This is a genomic window from Streptomyces sp. SBT349, assembly GCF_001083795.1.
In the GTDB taxonomy this organism is placed as follows: Bacteria; Actinomycetota; Actinomycetes; order Streptomycetales; family Streptomycetaceae; genus Streptomyces.
This window is the reverse complement of record NZ_LAVK01000124.1, coordinates 1-19,807: the sequence shown is the minus strand read 5'-3', so window position 1 is coordinate 19,807 and position 19,807 is coordinate 1. Positions and strand designations below refer to the sequence as shown.

Genomic DNA, 19,807 nt, shown 5'->3' with positions numbered 1-19,807 from the left:
AAGAGACAGCCGCACCGCAAGCGCCCCACCCCGCCCCCGGGCGGCCAGCCGCGCGGCCCGGAGGACCGGGGCGGCGGGAGCGACCGGGGCCAGGGTGAAGAGGGCTCCTCCCGCGGCGAGAGGAGCGGGGGCGGCGCGGCGCAGGGCGGTCGGTAGGGTGTCGGTAGTCTGAGGGGCCGGCTCACCCGAGCACGTCCTAGGAGGCCGATCGCAGTGGACTACATCGCCGCACTCTTCCCCCCCGCCGTCATGGCCGCGGGGTTCGCCTGGCTGATCGTGACGATCATCAAGTCCCAGGGTGGCGCGAACAAGTACAAGGAGGACGCCGCCGTCGACGCCGCGTTCGCGGCCCGCGCGGCCGGAAACGGCGAGAACCGCGCGGACAGCGCCGTCTGAGCGCGGACGCCTCGTACCAAACGCCACACCCGCCCGTTTTGTCGCGGCGCGGTTATTGTTCCTCCTGTGCCCCGTCCATTGGGAGAGCTTGAAGACGCGGTGATGAGCCGCGTATGGGAGTGGAACCGTCCCGTCACCGTGCGGGAAGTTCTCGAAGACCTGCGGCAGCGGCGTTCGATCGCCTATACGACGGTGATGACCGTCCTGGACAACCTGCATCAGAAGGGCTGGGTCCGGCGCGACCAGGAGGGCCGGGCCTATCGCTATGAGGCCATCTCGACACGGGCCGCGTACTCTGCGGCATTGATGAATGACGCTTGGTCGGAGAGCGACAACCCCGCCGCCGCCCTCGTCGCTTTCTTCGGCATGATGTCGACCGAGCAGGCCGAGGCATTGCGGGACGCGCTCCGTGTCGTCGATGTCACCGGAGTACAGGTCGCCGCCCCCGAAGACCAAGGTGATCGCCCGCAACGATAGCCTCCGCCTGTGCCGGAAACCTCAACCGAAGTTACTGTCCGCCGCGCCAGGACTACAGATGTCCCCTCGGTGCGCGGCCTCATCGAGGTCTACTCCCGGGACCGGATCCTGCTCGACAAGGCGACCGTGACGCTTTACGAGGACATTCAGGAGTTCTGGGTGGCCGAGCGGGACCACGACGCGCGCGTCGTGGCCTGTGGCGCCCTCCACGTGATGTGGGAAGACCTCGCCGAGGTGCGCACCCTGGCCGTTGACCCCCAGATGAGGGGGCGGGGAGTGGGGCATCAGGTCCTCGGGAAGTTGCTGCGCACCGCCCGGTGGCTGGGTGTGCGGCGAATTTTCTGTCTGACCTTCGAAGTTGAGTTCTTCACCAGACACGGGTTCCGTGAGATCGGTGACGCCCCCGTGGATGGCGATGTGTACAGCGAGCTGCTGCGTTCCTATGACGAGGGAGTCGCGGAGTTCCTGGGTCTGGAACGGGTGAAGCCCAACACTTTGGGTAACAGTCGGATGCTGCTCCAACTCTGATTGACGCAACTGGTGGTTGTTATGTCCGAATCGTCCCATCGGTCCTTAACGATCGCCACGTAATGGGGCTCCCGGGGTTTGTGTTTTCCCGGCTATGGCGGTTTGATTACACCGCAGTACACACTCATTGGTATTCGTCGACTATGAATGGGGAGTAGCCCGGTGGCACAGAAGGTTCAGGTCCTTCTCCTCGATGACCTCAGCGGTGGTGAGGCGGACGAGACCGTAACGTTCGCGCTCGACGGGAAGACTTACGAGATCGACCTCAACTCCGAAAACGCGGACAAGCTCCGCGACGCGCTGGAGCCCTATGTCAAGGCCGGCCGTCGCGCCGGTGGCGGCAGGGCGGCCAGGGGGCGCGCCCGCGCCGCGGCGGCGGGCGGTGGTACCGGCGGCAGCCAGGACACCGCCAAAATCCGCGCCTGGGCGAAGGAGAACGGATACGAGGTCAATGACCGGGGCCGTGTTCCCGCCAACATTCGAGAGGCTTACGAGAAGGCGGGCGTCTGACGTCGCGCAGCTCACCGGAGGGATGATGTCCGGCGAGCCGGACGCGACGGGTGGTACGCGTCCCTGTCAGGGGGGCCGCAGCGGTAGGCGGCCCCCCGAGGTGTATCCGGAAGGCGCGCAGGCCGCCCGCGCGCGCCCCGGTCGCGGTGATCACGAGTGTCATGCAGTGGGTGACCCGCTTCCGTACGGAAGAGTTACGCCCTGTCGGCGCCCGCTCGCATGGCGTGATCGCGTTCGCCTGTAGCGGATGTCCGTGGCTGGTACGGCATGGAGTGTCAGCCTGGAGGGGTAGGCAGTTCTTACAGATGATGGGTCGCTCGTGGATTGGGGGGCGGTGGTGGTGGGGCCGGGTGTCTCGCCCGGAGGCGTTCGCCGACGGCGTAGCCATCCGAGGTGCCAGAGCGCGGGCCTGCGGGAACATCGTCTCGCACCATCGGGTTGGAACTGTTGTCGCCTGTTCGGGGCACGGCGCCGGGGACAGGAGCCCACAGTCGGAATGAGCGGTCCCCCGTTGCGGGACTAAGCTGCGGAAGGACAGGGAGGGGACCGACCCCTTTACTGCCTGACCGCTCTGAGGAGCGATTAACGATGTTCGAGAGGTTCACCGACCGCGCGCGGCGGGTTGTCGTCCTGGCTCAGGAAGAAGCCCGGATGCTCAACCACAACTACATCGGCACCGAGCACATCCTCCTGGGCCTGATCCACGAGGGTGAGGGTGTCGCCGCTAAGGCCCTGGAGAGCCTCGGGATCTCGCTTGAGGCGGTTCGCCAGCAGGTCGAGGAGATCATCGGCCAGGGCCAGCAGGCCCCGTCCGGCCACATCCCCTTCACCCCCCGGGCCAAGAAGGTGCTGGAGCTCTCGCTCCGCGAGGCCCTCCAGCTCGGCCACAACTACATCGGCACCGAGCACATCCTGCTCGGCCTGATCCGCGAGGGCGAGGGCGTCGCCGCCCAGGTCCTGGTGAAGCTGGGCGCCGATCTGAACCGGGTGCGGCAGCAGGTCATCCAGCTGCTCTCCGGTTACTCCGGCGGCAAGGAGGCGGCCACCGCGGGCGCGCCCGCCGAGGGCACCCCTTCCACCTCCCTGGTGCTGGACCAGTTCGGCCGCAACCTCACCCAGGCGGCCCGCGAATCCAAGCTCGACCCGGTCATCGGGCGCGAGAAGGAGATCGAGCGGGTCATGCAGGTGCTGTCCCGCCGGACCAAGAACAACCCGGTGCTCATCGGCGAGCCCGGCGTCGGCAAGACGGCCGTCGTCGAGGGCCTGGCCCAGGCGATCGTCAAGGGCGAGGTGCCCGAGACCCTCAAGGACAAGCACCTCTACACCCTGGACCTCGGCGCCCTGGTCGCCGGCTCCCGGTACCGCGGTGACTTCGAGGAGCGCCTGAAGAAGGTGCTCAAGGAGATCCGCACCCGCGGCGACATCATCCTGTTCATCGACGAGCTGCACACGCTGGTGGGCGCGGGCGCCGCCGAGGGCGCGATCGACGCCGCCAGCATCCTGAAGCCGATGCTGGCCCGCGGCGAGCTCCAGACCATCGGTGCCACGACGCTGGACGAGTACCGCAAGTACCTGGAGAAGGACGCGGCCCTCGAGCGCCGCTTCCAGCCCATCCAGGTCGCGGAGCCGTCCCTGCCGCACACGATCGAGATCCTGAAGGGTCTGCGCGACCGGTACGAGGCGCACCACCGCGTCTCCATCACCGACTCCGCGCTGGTCGCCGCCGCGCAGCTGGCCGACCGGTACATCTCGGACCGCTTCCTGCCGGACAAGGCGATCGACCTCATCGACGAGGCGGGCTCGCGGATGCGGATCCGCCGGATGACCGCGCCGCCGGACCTGCGCGAGTTCGACGAGAAGATCGCCGGCGTGCGCCGCGAGAAGGAGTCCGCGATCGACTCGCAGGACTTCGAGAAGGCGGCCTCGCTCCGCGACAACGAGAAGCAGCTTCTCACGGCGAAGGCCCAGCGTGAGAAGGAGTGGAAGTCCGGCGACATGGACGTCGTCGCCGAGGTGGACGAGGAGCTCATCGCCGAGGTCCTGGCCGCCTCCACGGGCATCCCGGTCTTCAAGCTGACCGAGGAGGAGTCCTCGCGGCTGCTGCGCATGGAGGACGAGCTCCACAAGCGCGTCATCGGGCAGGAGGACGCCATCAAGGCGCTCTCGCAGGCCATCCGCCGCACCAGGGCGGGCCTGAAGGACCCGAAGCGTCCGGGCGGATCGTTCATCTTCGCCGGGCCCTCGGGCGTCGGCAAGACCGAGCTGTCCAAGACGCTGGCGGAGTTCCTCTTCGGTGACGAGGACGCGCTGATCTCCCTCGACATGTCGGAGTTCGGCGAGAAGCACACGGTCTCCCGGCTCTTCGGCTCCCCGCCCGGATACGTGGGGTACGAGGAGGGCGGCCAGCTCACCGAGAAGGTGCGCAGGAAGCCGTTCTCCGTCGTCCTGTTCGACGAGGTGGAGAAGGCCCACCCGGACATCTTCAACTCGCTGCTCCAGATCCTGGAGGACGGTCGCCTGACCGACTCCCAGGGCCGGGTCGTGGACTTCAAGAACACCGTCATCATCATGACGACGAACCTCGGCACCCGGGACATCTCCAAGGGCTTCAACATGGGCTTCGCGGTGGCGGGCGACGTGGCCACCGGGTACGAGCGCATGAAGGCCAAGGTCAACGACGAGCTGAAGCAGCACTTCCGCCCGGAGTTCCTGAACCGCGTCGACGACACGGTGGTCTTCCACCAGCTGACCCAGGAAGACATCATCAAGATCGTCGACCTGATGGTCGCCCAGGTGGACGACCGGCTGAAGGACCGTGACATGGCGATCGAGCTCAGCACGGACGCCAAGCAGCTGCTCGCCAAGCGCGGGTACGACCCCGTGCTCGGCGCCCGGCCGCTGCGCAGGACCATTCAGCGGGAGATCGAGGACGTGCTGTCGGAGAAGATCCTCTTCGGCGAGCTGCGCCCCGGCCACATCGTGGTCGTGGACACCGAGGGCGAGGGGAAGGAGAAGTCCTTCACCTTCCGCGGCGAGGAGAAGTCCTCGCTCCCGGACGCCCCCCCGGTGGAGCAGGCCGCCAAGGGCGGTCCGAACCTGGCCAAGGAGTAACGGCGGCACCACCGTCGAACGGCTGGACGCCCCCGCGGGTCGACCGCGGGGGCGTTCGCGTGCCCGGGGCCGTCGCCGTTGCCGTTGCCGTCGCCGTCGCCGTTCAGTAGCGGGGCTCGACCGGGGTGACGACCCGGACACGGTCGGGCAGCGCCGGGGCGGTGGCGGGCAGCTTCGTGAGGTGCAGCTCCCGCAGCCCGGGCAGCCCGGTGAGCGGGTGGAAGTCGGTGGCGTCCCGGGTGAGCGTCAGGGAGACCAGGCCGGGGAAGGCCCGGACGAGCCGCCGGAGGTCACCGCGTCCGAAGGGCGCCTCCTGGTTGGTGCGGTGGTTGGGCGGAAAGAGCCAGGAGCGTTTCACGCGCGGCAGGGAGAGCCCGGCGAGGGCCAGGCTGTCGACGGACCGCGTGGTGAGGAGGACGCTGCCGAGCGACGGCAGCCCCGCCACGGCCCGCCACTCCTCCGCCGTCAGCGGCCGGCGCGCGCTGTGGGTGGCGAGGAACGTCAGCGTGGGCCAGTTCCCGATCGAGGTCAGGTCCGGAGGGCGGACGGGCAGGCTGAGCTCGGTCAGGGGGGCGCCGCCCGGCAGCTCGTCCAGGGACTCCATCTCCATCTCCTCGCCGATGGTGAGCCTCTCCAGCGCGGTCAGCGCCGCTATGGCGGGCAGGCGGCAGGAGACGTCGTCGCCGTAGAGGCCGAGACGGCGCAGCGAGGTCCCCGCGAGGGGGGAGAGGTCGGTGATGGCCGGGCAGGTGTCGATCACGAGCGAGTCGAGAGCGTCCAGCCGCAGAAGGAAGCCGATGTCCCCGACCGTCGGGCAGTCGCGGAGCTGGAGCGAGGTGATCGGCTTCCCGGCCAGGGCGGAGACGATCTCCTCCTCGGTGAACGGGCCGCGCACGTTGACCCGCGTGAGGCCGTCCAGCGTGCTCAGCAGCTCCAGCTCCCGCCGTGTGGTGGCCGGGAAGACGGCCTCTCCGTCGCGCGGGAGGTGGGCGATGACCTCGGAGAAGTACCGCTCCGTGTCGAACCGGTACCAGCTGCTCGCGAGCCGGTGCTGGACCACCGCCGAGGGGTGGTCGCGGAACGCCCGCAGGGTGGTCAGCGCGGCCTCGCCCGGCTGGCGCGTGGCGGCGGTGACGACCGCCTGGGCCTCCTCCTCGCTCAGCCCGCCGGGGCCGGGGAGCAGCCCGAGCGTCACCGCGCCGGCGTCCGTCAGCACGCACGCCTCGTCGTAGACGCGCGGGGGGATGAAGCGCCGCGTCCTGGCGACCACGGAGTCGCGGATCCCGGGGTCCAGCTGGGTGGCGTGCTCCAGGCAGGCCATGGCCAGCAGCAGCACACGGACCCGGTACTCCGGGTGCCGGTCCGCGCGCGCGACCAGAGCGGTCAGGATCTCGGCGCGCTGGACCGGCCCGGCGTGGGCCACGGCCATCCGGACGACGTCCTCCCACTGGTCCTCGTGGGCCTTCTCGACCAGGGCCGGGAAGTGCTGCCACTCGACGATCTCGCGGGCGCCCAGATAGTCCTGGAAGGTGCGGTGAACGAAGTCGATCACGCCGTCCATGGGCTCGCGCAGCACGCCGGAGCGCTCGATCAGATGGCGCAGCACGGCGGCGGGCGGGCCGAGGCGGTCGCCCTCGTGGAGGGCGGGCAGCGCCCTGCCGATCAGGGTGGTGGCCAGGTCGGTGGTCATCTCGGAGCGGCCGTTGGTGATCAGCCAGTAGGCGAGCTTCTGGAGCAGCGAGATCTGCGTCTCGGCGTCGAGCGGTATCCCGCCGCGCGGCGGGTCGGGGCGCTCGCGGTCGCGCCGTTCGAGAAGCACCGACAGCGCGGCGTCGTACAGCGCCTTGCGCCCGCGCGGGAGGTGGCCGTTGCGCTCCCGGTGGAGGGCGCAGATGAGGGCGCACATCAGCGGGTTGGTCGCCAGGGCGCTGAGGTCGCCGCGGGCGCGGATCAGGGCGAGAAGCGTCTCGCCGTTCTCCGCCGGGGCCCCGACCGCCAGGTGCCAGCGGTGGACGAACGTCTGGACGTCCTGCTGGCCCATGGGCAGGAGGGAGAGCTCGGTGAAGTTCTCCCCGTCCAGCCAGTCCCGGGTGACGGCCGAGGGGCGCGCGGTGACGACCCAGAGGTTGTCCGGGTAGGCGGCGGCGAGGCGGCTCAGCCAGCGGCGGGCCTGGTGCCGTTCGTCCTCCGGGATCTCGTCGATGCCGTCCACGAGCAGCAGCCCGCGCCCGGCCGCCAGCACGCGGTCGGGCCACCGGTCCGGCTGCCCCGCGGCGAGGGGGCAGTCCACGGCGGCGAGGAACCCCTCCGGGTCGGGGAGCGGCCTGCGGTCGCGGGTGAGGGTGCGCATCGGCAGGACGAACGGGACGCGCCCCGCGAGGTGGGTGAGGCCGTCGCGCGCCGTCGGGCGGGCGGTGGAGACGGCGAGCCACTGGACCAGCGTCGTCTTGCCGGAGCCCGCCGCGCCGCGCAGAAGGACGCGCCTTCGGCCGCTGAGGGCGCGCTCGGCGCGCCGCGGGGGAGCGGCCTCCTCGTGGCGGGTCTCCAGGCTGAGGTAGGCGTCGTCCAGCGGCCAGATCCTCTCCTGGCGGAGGTCGAGGCCGTAGACGGTGAGGCGGCCGTGCTCGTGGGCGACGAACGTGGCGTAGCGGCGTTCGAAGGCGGCGTCCTCGGCCGACTGGTCCGGAACGCGCTCGACGATCAGGTCGGTGGTGCGGATCAGCGCGTCGAGCGCGCGGCTCTGCTCGACCAGGGTGCGGGCGACGAAGGTGGAGCGCCGGGTGAAGAAGTTGAGGATGTGGAGGCAGACGGCGTCCAGCAGGGCGTCGTGGAACTCCCAGGCGTCGAGCGAGAGCGAGATGTCGAGCCGGCGGGAGCCCAGCCGTTCGGCGAGTGCCGTGTGGCCGAGCCGGACTGCCTGGACGTCGTCCATGGTGAGGTCGCCCAGGCCGTTCAGCGTCGCGATCAGCGCGTCGGCGACCCGCTTCCGCTCGCCCGCGGGCAGGGGGTGACCGGCCTCGGCGGCCCGTTCGATCAGCTCGCGGGCCAGCTTGGCGAGGTCCTTCGGGACGAGCGTCGACGTCTCGGCCCCGAACGACACCAGCGCCGATATCCGCACCGGCCTGTCCACCAGCCCCGCCCCCGGGCCGTCCTGCCGGAAGAGCCTCTTGACCAGCGGGGCGACCGCACTCGACGCCAGCCGGAGCCCCACGCCCCCTACGCCATCCATGCGCCGAAGCGTATCGGTGGCCGGGGGACGGGGGCGGGGTGACGATGGAAGGGAGCGAGGAGAGCGGCGAGTACGGACGAGTACGGACGAGTACGGAAGAGAGCGGAGGCGTGGTGGCCATGCGGCATGTGGTGCGGGCCGAGTACAAGGACGATCCGCCGGACGCCGTGAAGACGTGGCACATGGTGCGCGGGGACGGGAACGTGGCGATGTGCGGGCGCGAGCTGCGGCCGGACGCCGAGTCGCGGCCCGACACGGCGTGGGGGCGGACGCGGGAGCCGTTCTGCCACACCTGCGGCGCCCTCTACCTGCGCGAGGTGCCCTCCGAGCCGGTGGACGTCTGAGGGAATTGTCAGACCCCTCCGGCAGACTCGGGTCCATGGAGACGACGCTGACCGTGGCCGGGCCCGACGGGCTGCCGCGCTGCCCCTGGGGGGTGGCGCCTGACGACTACCGCGAGTACCACGACACCGAGTGGGGGCGGCCGGTGCGCGGGGATGACGCGCTGTTCGAGCGGCTGTCCCTCGAGGCGTTCCAGTCGGGGCTCTCCTGGCTGACGATCCTGCGCCGCAGGGAGGGCTTTCGCGCCGCGTTCGCCGGGTTCAGCATCGAGAAGGTGGCGGCGTTCACCGAGGAGGACGTCGCGCGCCTGCTGGGCGACGCGGGCATCATTCGGAACCGCCTGAAGATCGAGGCCGCCATCAGCAACGCGCGGGCCGCCGCCGGCTGGGCCGAGGGCGAGCTGACGGAGCTGATCTGGTCACACGCCCCGGAGCCCGGCGCCCATGTGGTGCCGCGCGGCCTCGGCGACATACAGGCCACCACCCCCGAGTCGGTGGCGCTGTCCAAGGCGCTCAAGAAACGGGGGTTCAGGTTCGTCGGCCCCACCACCGCCTATGCCCTGATGCAGGCGTGCGGCCTGGTCGACGACCACCTGGCGGACTGCTTCGTCCGCACCGGCCGGTGACGGGAGGCGTGTGCCGATGGCGCCCTGGACCCTGACCGAGATCGCCGCCGCCCTGCGCACCGGCTGGGCCGCCGACACCTGCTCGCCCGACGACCTGCTGCGGGCGCCCTGGACCCCGGAGAACCCGGCCTGGGGCCACTGCGACATCACCGCCCTCGTGGTGCACGACATCTTCGGCGGCAACCTGGTGGTGGGCGAGGTGTCGCTCCGGGGCGAGCGGGCCGGATTCCACTGGTGGAACCGGCTGGCGAGCGGCATAGACATCGACCTGACCCGGGATCAGTTCCGGATGGGTCAGGTCGTCACGGGCGCGCGCGTGGTCAGGCGTCCTCGGGGGCCCTCGACGCGCCGCTGGGCGGAGTACGAGCTGCTGAGGGAGCGGGTCGCGGCCAGCCTGGGCCCGCTGCCCGTGGCGGCCTGACGGAGCCGGTGCCCGGGGCGGGTGGCCTCTGCCCCTGGCAGATCCCGGGGCACCCGCGCGGCGCCCCGGTCTACGGTGACGCCATGACGCTGGGGAACGCGATCACGGGTGAGGCCGCGGGGGTGCCGTTCACGGCGCTGCCGCCCGCGGCGGGGGACGAGGGCCGGGCGCCGCTGGTGGTGACCTGGCACATGCTGGACGCGCCGCGCACGCACGCGGCGTTCGCCGCGGCGCTGCCGCTGACCGGGGTGCACGCGTGGCGGGTGCACCTCGGGTTGCCGTGGTGCGCCGAGCGGTCGCTGCCCGGCGGGCAGGACGCCCTGTGGGACAAGGCCCGCGAGGACATGCTCATGGCCTGCCTCGACCCGATGGCCAGGCAGGCCGCCGACGAGTTCCCCGGGGTGCTGGCCGCGCTGCGCCGGCGCCTGCCGGTGGACGACGGCCCCCTCGGCCTGATCGGCGCCTCGTACGGGGGCGCGGTCGCCCTGCGCCTGCTGGCCGGGGGCCGGCTCCCGGTGGCGGCGGTCGCACTCGTCAACGCGGGGATCAGGGTCCGCACCGTGATGGCGCTCACGGAGGAGACCCTCGGGCAGCCCTACGCCTGGAGCGACGCGGCCGAGGAGGCGGCCGACCGGCTCGACTTCGTGGCACGGGCCGGGGAGATCGCGGCCCGCGACCCGCAGCCGCCCCTGCTGGTGGTCAGCGGGGAGCTGGACGACCCCAGGCTGCGGCGGGACGCCGCGGACCTCGTCGCCGCGCTGGGCGAGCGGTACGCGGACCCCGCGCACGTCCGGCTGGTGTCCGTGCCCGGCCTCGACCACCCCCTGGCCGAGCGGCCGGGCGTCGAGCCGGCGCCGCAGCTGCCGCTGGCGACGGTCGTGGACAAGGAGGTGACCGGGTGGTTCACCCGCCATCTGAGGGCGGGCTGACGCCCGGGGGCGGGGCGCCCGCCCCCGTCGACGCGCTGCTCGTCGTGGACCTCCAGCGGGGCTTCGTGACCGGGCCCGAGGCCGTCCCCGGCGCCGGCGCGCTGGCCGCTGCCATCGCCGCGCTGCACGCCAGGGCCCGCGCGGAGGGGGCGCTCGTCGTCCACATCCAGAACGACGGGCCGCGGGGCGCCGTGGACGAGCCGGGCACCGAGGGCTGGCAGCTGGTCCTGCCCCGGGACGGGGAGGCCGTCGTCCGCAAGGCGGAGGACGACGCCTTCGACGGGACACCGCTGGGTGCGCTGCTCGAACGGCACGGGGTGCGGCGCGTGGCGATCGTCGGGGTGCTCTCCGAGATGTGCGTCAGCGCCACGGCGCGCACGGCGCTGGCCAGGGGACTCGGCGTCGTGCTCCCGCGCGATGCCCACGGCACCTACGCCCTCGGCGACATCCCGTCCGAGGTGGTGTCGCGCGTCGCGGAGCACGCGCTGGGCGACCGGGCCGAGCTGGTCGCCGCGGCGCGGTCCGTGGCGTTCCGCGGCGTGGAGGGGGCTCACTCCCGCCAGACCCCGGACCACTCGTAGAGCGGCGCGGTGGTCGCGTACTCGCGCAGCCGGGCGATCCGGCCCCGACGCGCGTCGAGGACCGCGACGGTCGCGCCGTCGAAGGTGGCCGGCTTCCCCTCCCAGGTGCACGAGAAGACCCACTCGGCCACCAGGACCTCCCCGGCCGACGCCTGCGAGGTGATCTCCCAGCTGTCCACCGTGCCCCCCGCGCCGAACCAGGCGCGCATCCACGCCCGCACCCGGTCGTGACCCCGGTAGACCGGGCCGTGGCTCTCCACGACGACGCAGTCGTCCGTCAGCGTGCTCAGCACCCCGGCCACGTCGTGCCGTGCCCAGGCGTCGATGTAACGCCGCAGAACGCTCATGACCGGCCTCGCCCCTCGTTCGGCTGTTCGTCTTCCGGTCATTCTCCTCAGGCGCGGTCGCCTCGACGACGGCCGGGGGTGCCCAGGCGGCAGCCAGGTCACCCGTTGCGCGCGGCGGTGGGACGTCCGCCACGCTGTGCCGGGACCGGGGAAGGCGGCGTGGTCGGCGTGGTTCCCGCGGTGGGCCAGGCCCGCGTCCGGTATGCGGACGGGCTCGCGCCCATCACGCGCTTGAACGCCGCGCTGAAGCCGAACGGGTCGGCGTAGCCCACCCGCCGGGCGACCGTGGCCACCGTGGTGGCGGGCTGGTCCGTCAGCATGTCGGCGGCCAGCGCCATCCGCCAGCCCGTCAGATACGCGAGGGGCGCCTCACCGACCAGCTGCGGGAACCGCTTCGCGAAGGTCGTCCGCGACACCCTCCCCTCGGCGGCCAGCGAGGCGAGCGTCCACGGCTCGGCCGGGGCGGCGTGCATCGCCCGCAGCGCGGGGCCCACCACCTCGTCCGCCAGCGCCGCGTACCAGCCGGGCGCCTTTGACCCGGGGCGGTCGAACCAGTCGCGCAGCGAGCACACCAGCAGCCAGTCGAGCAGCCGGTCGAGCACCACCTGCCGCCCCGGGCGGCCGGCGGCGACCTGGGCCTCCAGATAGCCGAGCAGGCCCGCGCAGTCGTGCTCGTCTGGCACGACCACCACCCGGGGCAGCACCCGGAGCAGCCGTCCCGGCACCTCGCCCCGCACGCGGTAGACGCCGGTCAGCAGCACGCCGTCGCCCACGGCGCGGAACGGCTCGGGTCCGCGCACGATCGCCGCCTCGCCCGGGCGCACGCGCCGGTCGGCCACCCGCGTCTCGCCGCGCAGCGGGGCGCATAACGTCAGCGAGGCGCCCTCCCCGAGCGGAGCCGCGCCGGACGGCGTCGGCCGGGCGAGGTCGAGCAGGGCGCCGTCGGCCCGCACGCCGCGCAGCAGGTCGTCGAAAGGATCCATGGTTTCCACCGTACGGGCGCACGGGAAGCCGGGACGGTCGGCCACGGGATCGGGTCCCGCCCCCGCACGACACCGGAATTCGTGACAGAGGACGTCATGGGTGCCGGGAACGGCGGCGCGTGGCGGCCCCTTTGTGAAGGCCGCGGTGGCGGCGGGCACGCGCCGTTTCGTGGACGTCGAGGTCGTGGCCACGATGGCACGGGCTGCCGGGCGAACCATCGCCTCCGTGGAGCTGACGCCCGAGGAGTACCGCGCCGAGCTGCCGGCCGTCGGCCGGCAGGCGGCGGTGGCCGACGAGATGAGCGTGATGTTCGCGGTGAGCCCGCCGACGGCGTCCGCCGCGTTCCGGGCCCTGTGGCCGGACCCCGGCGAGGGCGGATCCCGCGCGGTTCTAGGCTGGCCCCATGTCCGCAGCCGAGATACGACGGGTGACGGAGGTGGCCGACGTGGTCGCCGCCGAGGCGCTGTTCGACGGGCCCCCGCGAGTGGAGTGGGCGGAGCGGTTCCTCGACGCCCCCGGCCACCACCTGTTCATCGCCTACGCGAAGGACGACGGCGAGCCCGTCGGCATGGTGACGGGGGTCGAGATGACCCACCCCGACAAGGGGACCGAGATGTTCCTCTACGAGCTGGGCGTCGCCGAGACGCACCGGCTGCGCGGCATCGGCCGGAGCCTGGTCGAGGCCCTGGCCGACACCGCCAGGGCGCGCGGCTGCTGGGGGATGTGGGTGGCGGTCGACGCGGACAACGACGCCGCGCTCGCCACCTACCGCTCGGCCGGCGGCGTCACCGAGGGCGCGGTGACCATCCCGGCGTGGGAGTTCGGCGCCGGCCGCTGACGGGCGGGACCGCGGGCGGGAGCTCGGCAGGGCCCTCGGCCGGCTCCTCGCCCTCCCGCGCCGCCGTCACCGCGTCCCCGTGCCGGAACGCCCACTCCCCGAACGCCTCCAGCGGCGGCAGCAGCGTGCGCCCCAGCGGCGTCAGCGCGTACTCGACCCGCGGCGGCGCCTCGCGGAACCGGCGGTGCGCCACAAGACCGTCCCGCTCGAGCCGCCGCAGCGTCTCGTTCAGGACCTTGGCGCTGATCCCGCCGATGCGCCCGCGCAGCTCGCGCGGGCGGCAGGGGCCGTGCCGCAGCGACCAGAGCACCACGCCGTTCCACGTGTTGCCCAGCAGGTCCAACGCCACCCGCGCCCGGCAGTCGGCCACGAACTCGGGCATTCCGCCTCCTCTCCGCCGCGCCACACGGCCGCGGCGTCACCCGTTCCAGCCTCGCAGGTCGCCGCGTCGCACACCGAATGGTGCCCTTCGGATTCCCTACGGTCGCGGAGGACACCACGGCGCCGCGGCAGCACGGCGCCGCGACATCACGGAGACGAAGGGACGGCGGCATGAGGATCGGCACGCTCGGCGCGGGCAGCATGGCGGAGGCGCTCACCACCCGGTGGGCGGGGCAGGGACACGAGGTGATGATCGGCGCGCGGCACCCGGAGAAGGGCGCCGCCCTGGCCGGGCGGCTCGGTCCCGGCGCGACGAGCGGCGGATTCGCCGAGGCCGCGGCGTTCGGCGAGGCCGTGCTGGTCGCGGTGCACGCCGAGGCCGCGGTCGAGGTGCTGGAGGCGGCGGGCGCGCGCGAGGGCGCGTTGCGCGGGCGCACGCTGATCGACTGCACCAACGCGATCGTTCCCGGACGTTTCACGCTCGGCGCGCCCATGGCCGAGCTGATCGCCGAGGCGACGCCCGGCGCGCATGTGGTGAAGGCGTTCAACCTCTGCCACGTGGACGTGTGGCGGCTGACCCCGCCCGTGTTCGACGGGGTCCCGCTGGGAGTGCCGCTCTGCGGTGACGACCCGGGGGCACTGGCCGCCGTGCGCACCCTGATCGCCGACCTGGGCTGCGTCCCGCTGCCCGGCGGCCCACTCGAACGGGCCCCGCTGCTGGAGGCGACCGCGGCCTTGGCCATCGGCCTGTGGCTCGGCGAGGGCGCCGACGCGAGGTCGGCGCTGCCCCCGCTGAGCCACGCCGGCATCGAGGACGGCGGTCAGCCCCCGGTGCCGGGCAGCCGGTAACGGCCGTCGGGAAGCCGCTCCGCGAGACCGTCCCCGACCAGGCCGTTCAGTGCCCTGATCCGCTGCTCCGGGTCGTGCCACACCCGGTCGAGCACCGCGCGCTCCGCCGGTCCCGCCGCCTCGCGGAGCACGGCGAGCAGCCTGCCCCGCACCTGGCGGTCCGTTCCGGCGTAGGTCTGGCCTCGGCGCGGCGGCCCCTCGTGGGCCGGGGAACCGGCCTGGCGCCAGGCGCACAGGTCCGCGATCGGGCAGCGCCCGCACTCCGGGCCGCGCGCGGTGCACAGCAGCGCGCCCAGCTCCATCGTGGCCGCGGCCCAGCGGGCGGCGACCGCCGGCTCCTCGGGCAGGAGCATCCTGGCGAGCTTCCGTTCGGCGGCGGTGGTGGCGTTCGGCGGGTACTCGGTGCCGCTGACCACCCGGGCGAACACCCGCCTCACATTGGTGTCGAGGACCGCGTGCCGCTGCCCGTAGGCGAACGAGGCCACCGCCGCGGCGGTGTACTCGCCGATGCCCGGGAGGGCCAGCAGCTGGTGATGGTCCGTCGGCACCTCGCCGCCGTGCCGTTCCGCTATGGCGGCGGCGGCGCTGTGCAGGCGCAGGGCCCGGCGCGGATAGCCGAGGCGCCCCCAGGCGCGCACGGCCTCACCGGCGGGTTCCGTGGCCAGGTCGGCCGGGCGCGGCCAGCGGCGCAGCCACTCCTCGTAGACCGGCAGCACGCGGCTGACGGGTGTCTGCTGGAGCATGAACTCGCTGACCATGACCCCCCAGGCGCCCGCTTCGGGGCGACGCCAGGGCAGGTCGCGGGCATGCTGGGCGAACCAGTCGATAACCGGGGAGTGCAGGGCGGTGGGCGGCGTCGTACTCGTTGCTGTCGTCGCAGTCGTCGCAGTCATGGCAAAGGCGATCCTGGCACGGCGGGGGCACGGCACAAAGCGGCCCGCGCTCCGCGCGTGTTGATACCCAACGGTGCCCTGCCAAGCGGGGGCTGGGGCTCTACGGGGTGACGGAAGTCTCGTAAGGTTTCCGCGTGGGATCTCTGCGCACTCCGGTCGGGCCTCTGCCGTCGTCGATCTACTGGCGTCGACGGGGTGTTCTGCTGCTGCTGGTCGCGCTGGTGGCCCTCCTCGTCATCTGGGCGCTGCGACCCGGCGGAGGCGGTGAGGACAGCGCCTCGCCCCCGGACGACGGCGAGGGCGGGCCCGCCGAGTCCATCACCCCGGGGCCGACCCCCTCCGAGTCGCTGATCGACGAGCGGCCGGGCGGCCGGGACGACCCGCCGGGCGACGACGCGACCGGCGAGGACGGCGGGAGCGGCGAGGACGGCGGAGGGGACACGGAGGGCGGCGAGGGCGCGGCGGACGGCTCCTCGGACGGCGGCGAGAACGGCGGCGAGAACGGAGCGGGCGGCCAGGGCGGACTCGACCCGGCGGGCGTCCCGGTGTGCGCCACGTCCGCGGTGACCCTCTCGCTGCGCACCGACGCCAACGAGTACGCGGCGGGCGAGGAGCCCGAGATCCGGCTCACCGCGCAGAACGCGTCGAACGCCGCCTGCCGCCTCGACTTCGGCCACGAGGAGCTGACCGTCACCGTGGCGGACGAGTCGGACAGCGAGGTGTGGACCTCCGACGCCTGCCCGGAGGGCGGCGGGTCCGACCCGGTGGTGGTCGAGGCCGACGGCACGGTGACCCACGCGCTGACCTGGGAACGACGCCACTCGGACGCCGACTGCGGCGGAGCCCCGGGACAGGCCGCCGCCGCCGGGACCTATGTGGCCAAGGCGCGGCTGACGGGCCACCCGGTCATGCAGATCTCGTTCGTGCTGGACGACGACTAGCCGGTCCGCCCACGGGGGCGGGTGTCCCGGTTCAGACGTAGCGCTCCAGGATCGAGGACTCCGCCAGCCGCGAGAGGCCCTCGCGCACGGAGCGGGCCCGGTTCTCGCCGACCCCGTCCACCGCCTGGAGGTCGTCCACGCTGGCCGCCAGCAGCTTCTGGAGGCCGCCGAAGTGGTCCACCAGGCGGTCGATGACCAGGCCGGGCAGCCGCGGTACCTTCGCCAGCAGCCGGAAGCCGCGCGGTGAGACCCCCGTGTCGAGCGTCTCGGGGGCCGTGCTGTAGCCCAGCGCCCGCGCCACCAGCGTCAGTTCCAGCAGCTCCGCGTGGCCGAGCCCGTCGAGCTCCGCCAGCGCCGTGCCCACCTTCCGGGACCGCTTGCCGACCGACTCCGGCAGGTAGTCCCTGACGACCAGCTGCCGCTCCGGCTCCACCCCGGCGATCAGCTCGTCCAGCTGGAGCGACAGCAGGCGCCCGTCCGTGCCCAGCTCCACCACATAGCCCGCGATCTCCGCCGCGATCCGCCGCACCATCTCCAGGCGCTGCGCGACCGCCGCCACGTCCCGCACGGTGACCAGGTCCTCGATCTCCAGCGCCGAGAGCGTGCCCGTCACCTCGTCGAGGCGCAGCTTGTACCGCTCCAGGGTCGCGAGCGCCTGGTTCGCCCGGGAAAGGATGGCGCCCGAGTCCTCGAGAACGCGGCGCTGCCCGTCCACGTAGAGCGCGACCAGCCGCATCGACTGGCTGACCGAGACGACGGGGAAGCCGGTCTGGATGGAGACCCGCTGCGCCGTGCGGTGCCGGGTGCCGGTCTCCTCGGTCGGGATGCTGGGGTCGGGCACCAGCTGGACGCCCGCCCGCACGATCTGCGAGATGTCCCGGTCCACGATGACCGCGCCGTCGAGCTTGCACAGCTCCCGCAGCCGCGTCGCGGTGAACTCCACGTCCAGCACGAAGCCGCCCGTGCAGAGCGACTCGACCGTGCGGTCCACGCCGAGCACGATGAGACCGCCCGTGTTCCCCCGGAGGATCCGCTCCAGGCCGTCGCGGAGCTGGGTCCCCGGGGCGACGGCGCTCAGCGTCGCGCGCAGCAGCCCGTCCGCGCCGGAGCCGCCCCCGGCCCTGCCGGTGCTCGCCGGCCGGTCGCTGGCTGCCATGCAATCCTCCGGAGGACGAACGTGCGCTTGGGTAGCGACGAGTCTACCGGCGCACCTCCTGGCGCCCGCCGGGCTCCGCGCCGCGGGCGGGAAGTACCCTCAGCGCCTCCCCGATATCCGCGACCTCACGCACCCGCATGCCCGGCGGCCTCTCGCCGGAGTCCGCGGGCACGAGCGCCTGCGTGAAGCCGAGGCGCGCCGCCTCGGCGAGCCGCCGCTGCACGCCGGTGACCCGCCGCACCTCCCCGGCCAGGCCCACCTCGCCGATCGCCACCAGGTTCTGCGGGAGCGGGGTGTCGCTCGCCGCGCTGGCCAGCGCGAGGGCCACGGCCAGGTCGGCCGCGGGCTCGGAGAGCCGCACACCGCCCACGGTCGCGGTGTAGATGTCGTTCTTCCCCAGAGCCGATATCTGGCCGCGCTGCTCCAGCACGGCCAGCATCATCGACACCCGCGAGGTCTCCAGGCCGGAGGTGGTGCGCCGGGGGGACGGGATCTGGCTGGCCACCGTGAGCGACTGGACCTCGGCGACCAGGGGCCTGCGACCCTCCAGGGTGACCGTGAGGCAGGTGCCGGGCACCGGCTCGTCGCGGCGCGTGAGGAACAGCCCGGAGGGGTCGGCCAGCGACGTGATCCCCTCGTCGTGCAGCTCGAAGCAGCCCACCTCGTCCGTGGCCCCGTACCGGTTCTTCAGGCCGCGCACCAGCCGCAGCCTGGCGTGCCGGTCCCCCTCGAACTGGAGTACCACGTCCACCAGGTGCTCCAGCAGCCGCGGCCCCGCGATCGCGCCGTCCTTGGTGACGTGCCCGACCAGCATCGTGGACATCCCCCGCTCCTTGGACGCCCTGATCAGCGCCCCGGCCACCTCCCGCACCTGCGCCACCCCGCCGGGCGCCCCGTCCACCTCCGCCGAGGCGACCGTCTGCACCGAGTCCAGCACCAGCAGGGCGGGCTTCACCGCGTCCAACTGCCCCAGCACCGACCCCAGATCGGTCTCGGCCGCCAGATACAGGTGGTCGTGGATGGCGCCGATGCGATCCGCCCGCATCCGCACCTGGCCCGCCGACTCCTCGCCCGTCACATAGAGCGTCCGATGCGACTCGGACGCCGCCTTGGCCGCCACGTCCAGCAGCAGCGTGGACTTGCCCACGCCCGGCTCCCCGGCCAGCAGCACCACGGCCCCCGGCACGAGGCCGCCGCCCAGCACCCGGTCGAGCTCGGGCACGCCGGTGCCGCGCGCCGCCACCGCCATGCCGTCGACCTGCCCGATCGGTACCGCGGGCGTGGCGACGCGGACGGCGGGCGCGGTGCGCACCGCGGGCGTTCCGCCCATCTCCTCGACGGTGCCCCATGCCTGGCACTCGGGACAGCGGCCGAGCCACTTGCCTGTGGTCCAGCCGCACTCGGAGCACCGATACGCGGGACGGTCTGCTTTACGGGCCATGTCCGGAACGCTACCGCCGCCCGCTGACAGTCAACGTCCCACGCCCGTGCGCCAGTCGTCACCCGTTAGGAGGAACCTCGCCCCGCCGGCCGTGGAACGCGCCGCGAGGCGCCTAACGTCACCCAGTGATGACCCGCAGCCGCGAACGATCAGCACCGTCCGTCCCTCGCGCCTCGCCCGGATCCGCCACCACCCCCCAGCGGCCGGGCGCGTACGACGACGCCTATCTCGACGGGCTGTTCACCTACTGCCTGTCCCTCATGTGCGAGCACGACGCGGCCACCGCCGCGCTCGGCGAGGCGCTGGCGCTGGCCGAGCGGCGGCACGAGCGCGGCCGGCGCCCCGCCGACCCCGCGCTGCTGCGGCCCTGGCTCTACGCGCTCGCCCGCTGGGCCTGCCTGCGCCGCCTGGCCGCCGCCAAGCGCCACGCCCGTGCGGCCACGCCGCGCACCGCGGCCGACGACGACCGGCGCCGTCGCGAGCTGGCAGCTCTGGCCTGGCCCGAGGCGGCGGGCACCACGGCCGAGCAGCGCGAGGCGCTGGAGCTGACCGTCCGTCACCAGCTGCCGGAGCGCGAGGTCGCCCGCGTGCTGCGGCTGTCCGGCCAGGCCACGCACGCCCTGGTGACGGCCGCCGCCCGCGAGGTGGACCGCACCCGCGCCGCGCTGGCCGCCGTGGAGGCCGCCGGCTGCCCGGCCGCCGCGGCGCTGTCGGGCGACGACCGCGGGCTGCTGCTCGGGCCGGGGCTCCGCCGCGAGCTGCTGCGTCACGTGGACGAGTGCCCCTCCTGCCGGCTGATCGCCCGGCGCGCCACGGTGGAGGTCGGCT

At 73.2% G+C, this 19,807-nt stretch carries 20 protein-coding genes and 1 pseudogene; 14 read left to right on the top strand and 7 right to left on the bottom strand.

Translation table 11 applies throughout. From position 1 onward, the window contains the following. Nucleotides 1-213: 213 nt before the first annotated feature. The 5 genes from ADY01_RS17095 to ADY01_RS17075 all read left to right on the top strand — a co-directional run bounded on the left by ADY01_RS17095 (nucleotide 214) and on the right by ADY01_RS17075 (nucleotide 5,022). Entirely contained in the window at nucleotides 214-396 is a 183-nt protein-coding gene (locus ADY01_RS17095; RefSeq protein ID WP_049573645.1) for a hypothetical protein, read from the top strand. Between the two features lie 66 nt (nucleotides 397-462). Continuing rightward, nucleotides 463-873 carry a BlaI/MecI/CopY family transcriptional regulator gene (locus tag ADY01_RS17090; RefSeq protein WP_078900368.1) on the top strand — a complete coding sequence of 137 codons (411 nt, stop codon included), beginning with the start codon at nucleotides 463-465 and terminating at the stop codon, nucleotides 871-873. Between the two features lie 9 nt (nucleotides 874-882). Beyond that, the gene (locus ADY01_RS17085; protein ID WP_049573641.1) at nucleotides 883-1,401 is read left to right on the top strand and encodes an amino-acid N-acetyltransferase; all 519 of its coding nucleotides are present in this window, start codon (nucleotides 883-885) and stop codon (nucleotides 1,399-1,401) included. Between the two features lie 162 nt (nucleotides 1,402-1,563). Continuing rightward, entirely contained in the window at nucleotides 1,564-1,911 is a 348-nt protein-coding gene (locus ADY01_RS17080; protein WP_049573639.1) for a histone-like nucleoid-structuring protein Lsr2, read from the top strand. A gap of 588 nt (nucleotides 1,912-2,499) precedes the next feature. Then, nucleotides 2,500-5,022: an ATP-dependent Clp protease ATP-binding subunit gene (locus tag ADY01_RS17075; RefSeq protein ID WP_049573637.1), complete on the top strand. Its 2,523-nt coding sequence runs from the start codon at nucleotides 2,500-2,502 to the stop codon at nucleotides 5,020-5,022. 103 nt (nucleotides 5,023-5,125) lie between these two features. On the opposite strand, the gene ADY01_RS17070 is transcribed toward ADY01_RS17075, so the two are convergent. Further along, a complete protein-coding gene (locus ADY01_RS17070; RefSeq protein ID WP_107081752.1) occupies nucleotides 5,126-8,251 on the bottom strand; it encodes an NACHT domain-containing protein in 3,126 nt (1,041 codons plus the stop codon). Nucleotides 8,252-8,295: 44 nt separating this feature from the next. Here ADY01_RS17070 and ADY01_RS17065 point away from each other — a divergent pair, with 44 nt between their 5' ends. From ADY01_RS17065 to ADY01_RS17045, 5 genes are all read left to right on the top strand, one after another. Then, nucleotides 8,296-8,595: a hypothetical protein gene (locus tag ADY01_RS17065; RefSeq protein ID WP_324613040.1), complete on the top strand. Its 300-nt coding sequence runs from the start codon at nucleotides 8,296-8,298 to the stop codon at nucleotides 8,593-8,595. A gap of 35 nt (nucleotides 8,596-8,630) precedes the next feature. Further along, nucleotides 8,631-9,218 carry a DNA-3-methyladenine glycosylase I gene (locus ADY01_RS17060; protein ID WP_049573634.1) on the top strand — a complete coding sequence of 196 codons (588 nt, stop codon included), beginning with the start codon at nucleotides 8,631-8,633 and terminating at the stop codon, nucleotides 9,216-9,218. A gap of 16 nt (nucleotides 9,219-9,234) precedes the next feature. Next, nucleotides 9,235-9,639: a YunG family protein gene (locus ADY01_RS17055; RefSeq protein WP_049573632.1), complete on the top strand. Its 405-nt coding sequence runs from the start codon at nucleotides 9,235-9,237 to the stop codon at nucleotides 9,637-9,639. Between the two features lie 83 nt (nucleotides 9,640-9,722). After that, nucleotides 9,723-10,568 carry an alpha/beta hydrolase family protein gene (locus tag ADY01_RS17050; protein WP_053170936.1) on the top strand — a complete coding sequence of 282 codons (846 nt, stop codon included), beginning with the start codon at nucleotides 9,723-9,725 and terminating at the stop codon, nucleotides 10,566-10,568. Beyond that, nucleotides 10,538-11,149, top strand: a complete 612-nt coding sequence (locus tag ADY01_RS17045) for an isochorismatase family protein (protein ID WP_234320267.1) — start codon at nucleotides 10,538-10,540, stop codon at nucleotides 11,147-11,149. Before ADY01_RS17050 ends, ADY01_RS17045 begins: the two co-directional genes overlap by 31 nt. On the opposite strand, the gene ADY01_RS17040 is transcribed toward ADY01_RS17045, so the two are convergent. Next, entirely contained in the window at nucleotides 11,119-11,496 is a 378-nt protein-coding gene (locus ADY01_RS17040) for a nuclear transport factor 2 family protein (protein WP_049573629.1), read from the bottom strand. The genes ADY01_RS17045 and ADY01_RS17040 overlap by 31 nt on opposite strands. Nucleotides 11,497-11,594: 98 nt before the next feature. After that, on the bottom strand, nucleotides 11,595-12,479 hold the full coding sequence (locus ADY01_RS17035; protein WP_049573625.1) for a helix-turn-helix transcriptional regulator: 885 nt from the start codon (nucleotides 12,477-12,479) through the stop codon (nucleotides 11,595-11,597). Nucleotides 12,480-12,883: 404 nt separating this feature from the next. Between ADY01_RS17035 and ADY01_RS17030 the strand changes: the two genes are divergently transcribed. After that, nucleotides 12,884-13,318 carry a GNAT family N-acetyltransferase gene (locus tag ADY01_RS17030; protein WP_049573622.1) on the top strand — a complete coding sequence of 145 codons (435 nt, stop codon included), beginning with the start codon at nucleotides 12,884-12,886 and terminating at the stop codon, nucleotides 13,316-13,318. Here the strand turns inward: ADY01_RS17030 and ADY01_RS17025 are convergent. After that, nucleotides 13,266-13,700, bottom strand: coding sequence for a winged helix-turn-helix transcriptional regulator (locus tag ADY01_RS17025; RefSeq protein ID WP_078900366.1), 435 nt, complete (start codon nucleotides 13,698-13,700; stop codon nucleotides 13,266-13,268). The two genes, ADY01_RS17030 and ADY01_RS17025, sit on opposite strands and share 53 nt — an antisense overlap. Nucleotides 13,701-13,870: 170 nt before the next feature. Between ADY01_RS17025 and ADY01_RS17020 the strand changes: the two genes are divergently transcribed. Beyond that, nucleotides 13,871-14,548 carry an NADPH-dependent F420 reductase gene (locus tag ADY01_RS17020; protein WP_049573619.1) on the top strand — a complete coding sequence of 226 codons (678 nt, stop codon included), beginning with the start codon at nucleotides 13,871-13,873 and terminating at the stop codon, nucleotides 14,546-14,548. Here ADY01_RS17020 and ADY01_RS17015 read toward each other — a convergent pair. After that, a complete protein-coding gene (locus ADY01_RS17015) occupies nucleotides 14,521-15,441 on the bottom strand; it encodes an A/G-specific adenine glycosylase (protein ID WP_049573616.1) in 921 nt (306 codons plus the stop codon). The genes ADY01_RS17020 and ADY01_RS17015 overlap by 28 nt on opposite strands. 134 nt (nucleotides 15,442-15,575) lie before the next feature. Between ADY01_RS17015 and ADY01_RS39140 the strand changes: the two genes are divergently transcribed. Further along, nucleotides 15,576-16,382: a hypothetical protein gene (locus ADY01_RS39140; RefSeq protein WP_049573613.1), complete on the top strand. Its 807-nt coding sequence runs from the start codon at nucleotides 15,576-15,578 to the stop codon at nucleotides 16,380-16,382. Between the two features lie 31 nt (nucleotides 16,383-16,413). Here the strand turns inward: ADY01_RS39140 and disA are convergent, their stop codons facing one another. Beyond that, entirely contained in the window at nucleotides 16,414-17,538 is a 1,125-nt protein-coding gene (disA, locus tag ADY01_RS17005) for a DNA integrity scanning diadenylate cyclase DisA (RefSeq protein ID WP_049573609.1), read from the bottom strand. A gap of 43 nt (nucleotides 17,539-17,581) precedes the next feature. After that, nucleotides 17,582-18,979: a DNA repair protein RadA gene (gene radA / locus ADY01_RS17000; RefSeq protein WP_049573606.1), complete on the bottom strand. Its 1,398-nt coding sequence runs from the start codon at nucleotides 18,977-18,979 to the stop codon at nucleotides 17,582-17,584. Nucleotides 18,980-19,107: 128 nt separating this feature from the next. On the opposite strand from radA, the pseudogene ADY01_RS16995 reads away from it, so the two are divergent. Further along, nucleotides 19,108-19,807, top strand: a pseudogene (locus tag ADY01_RS16995) (sigma-70 family RNA polymerase sigma factor); the annotation flags it as partial.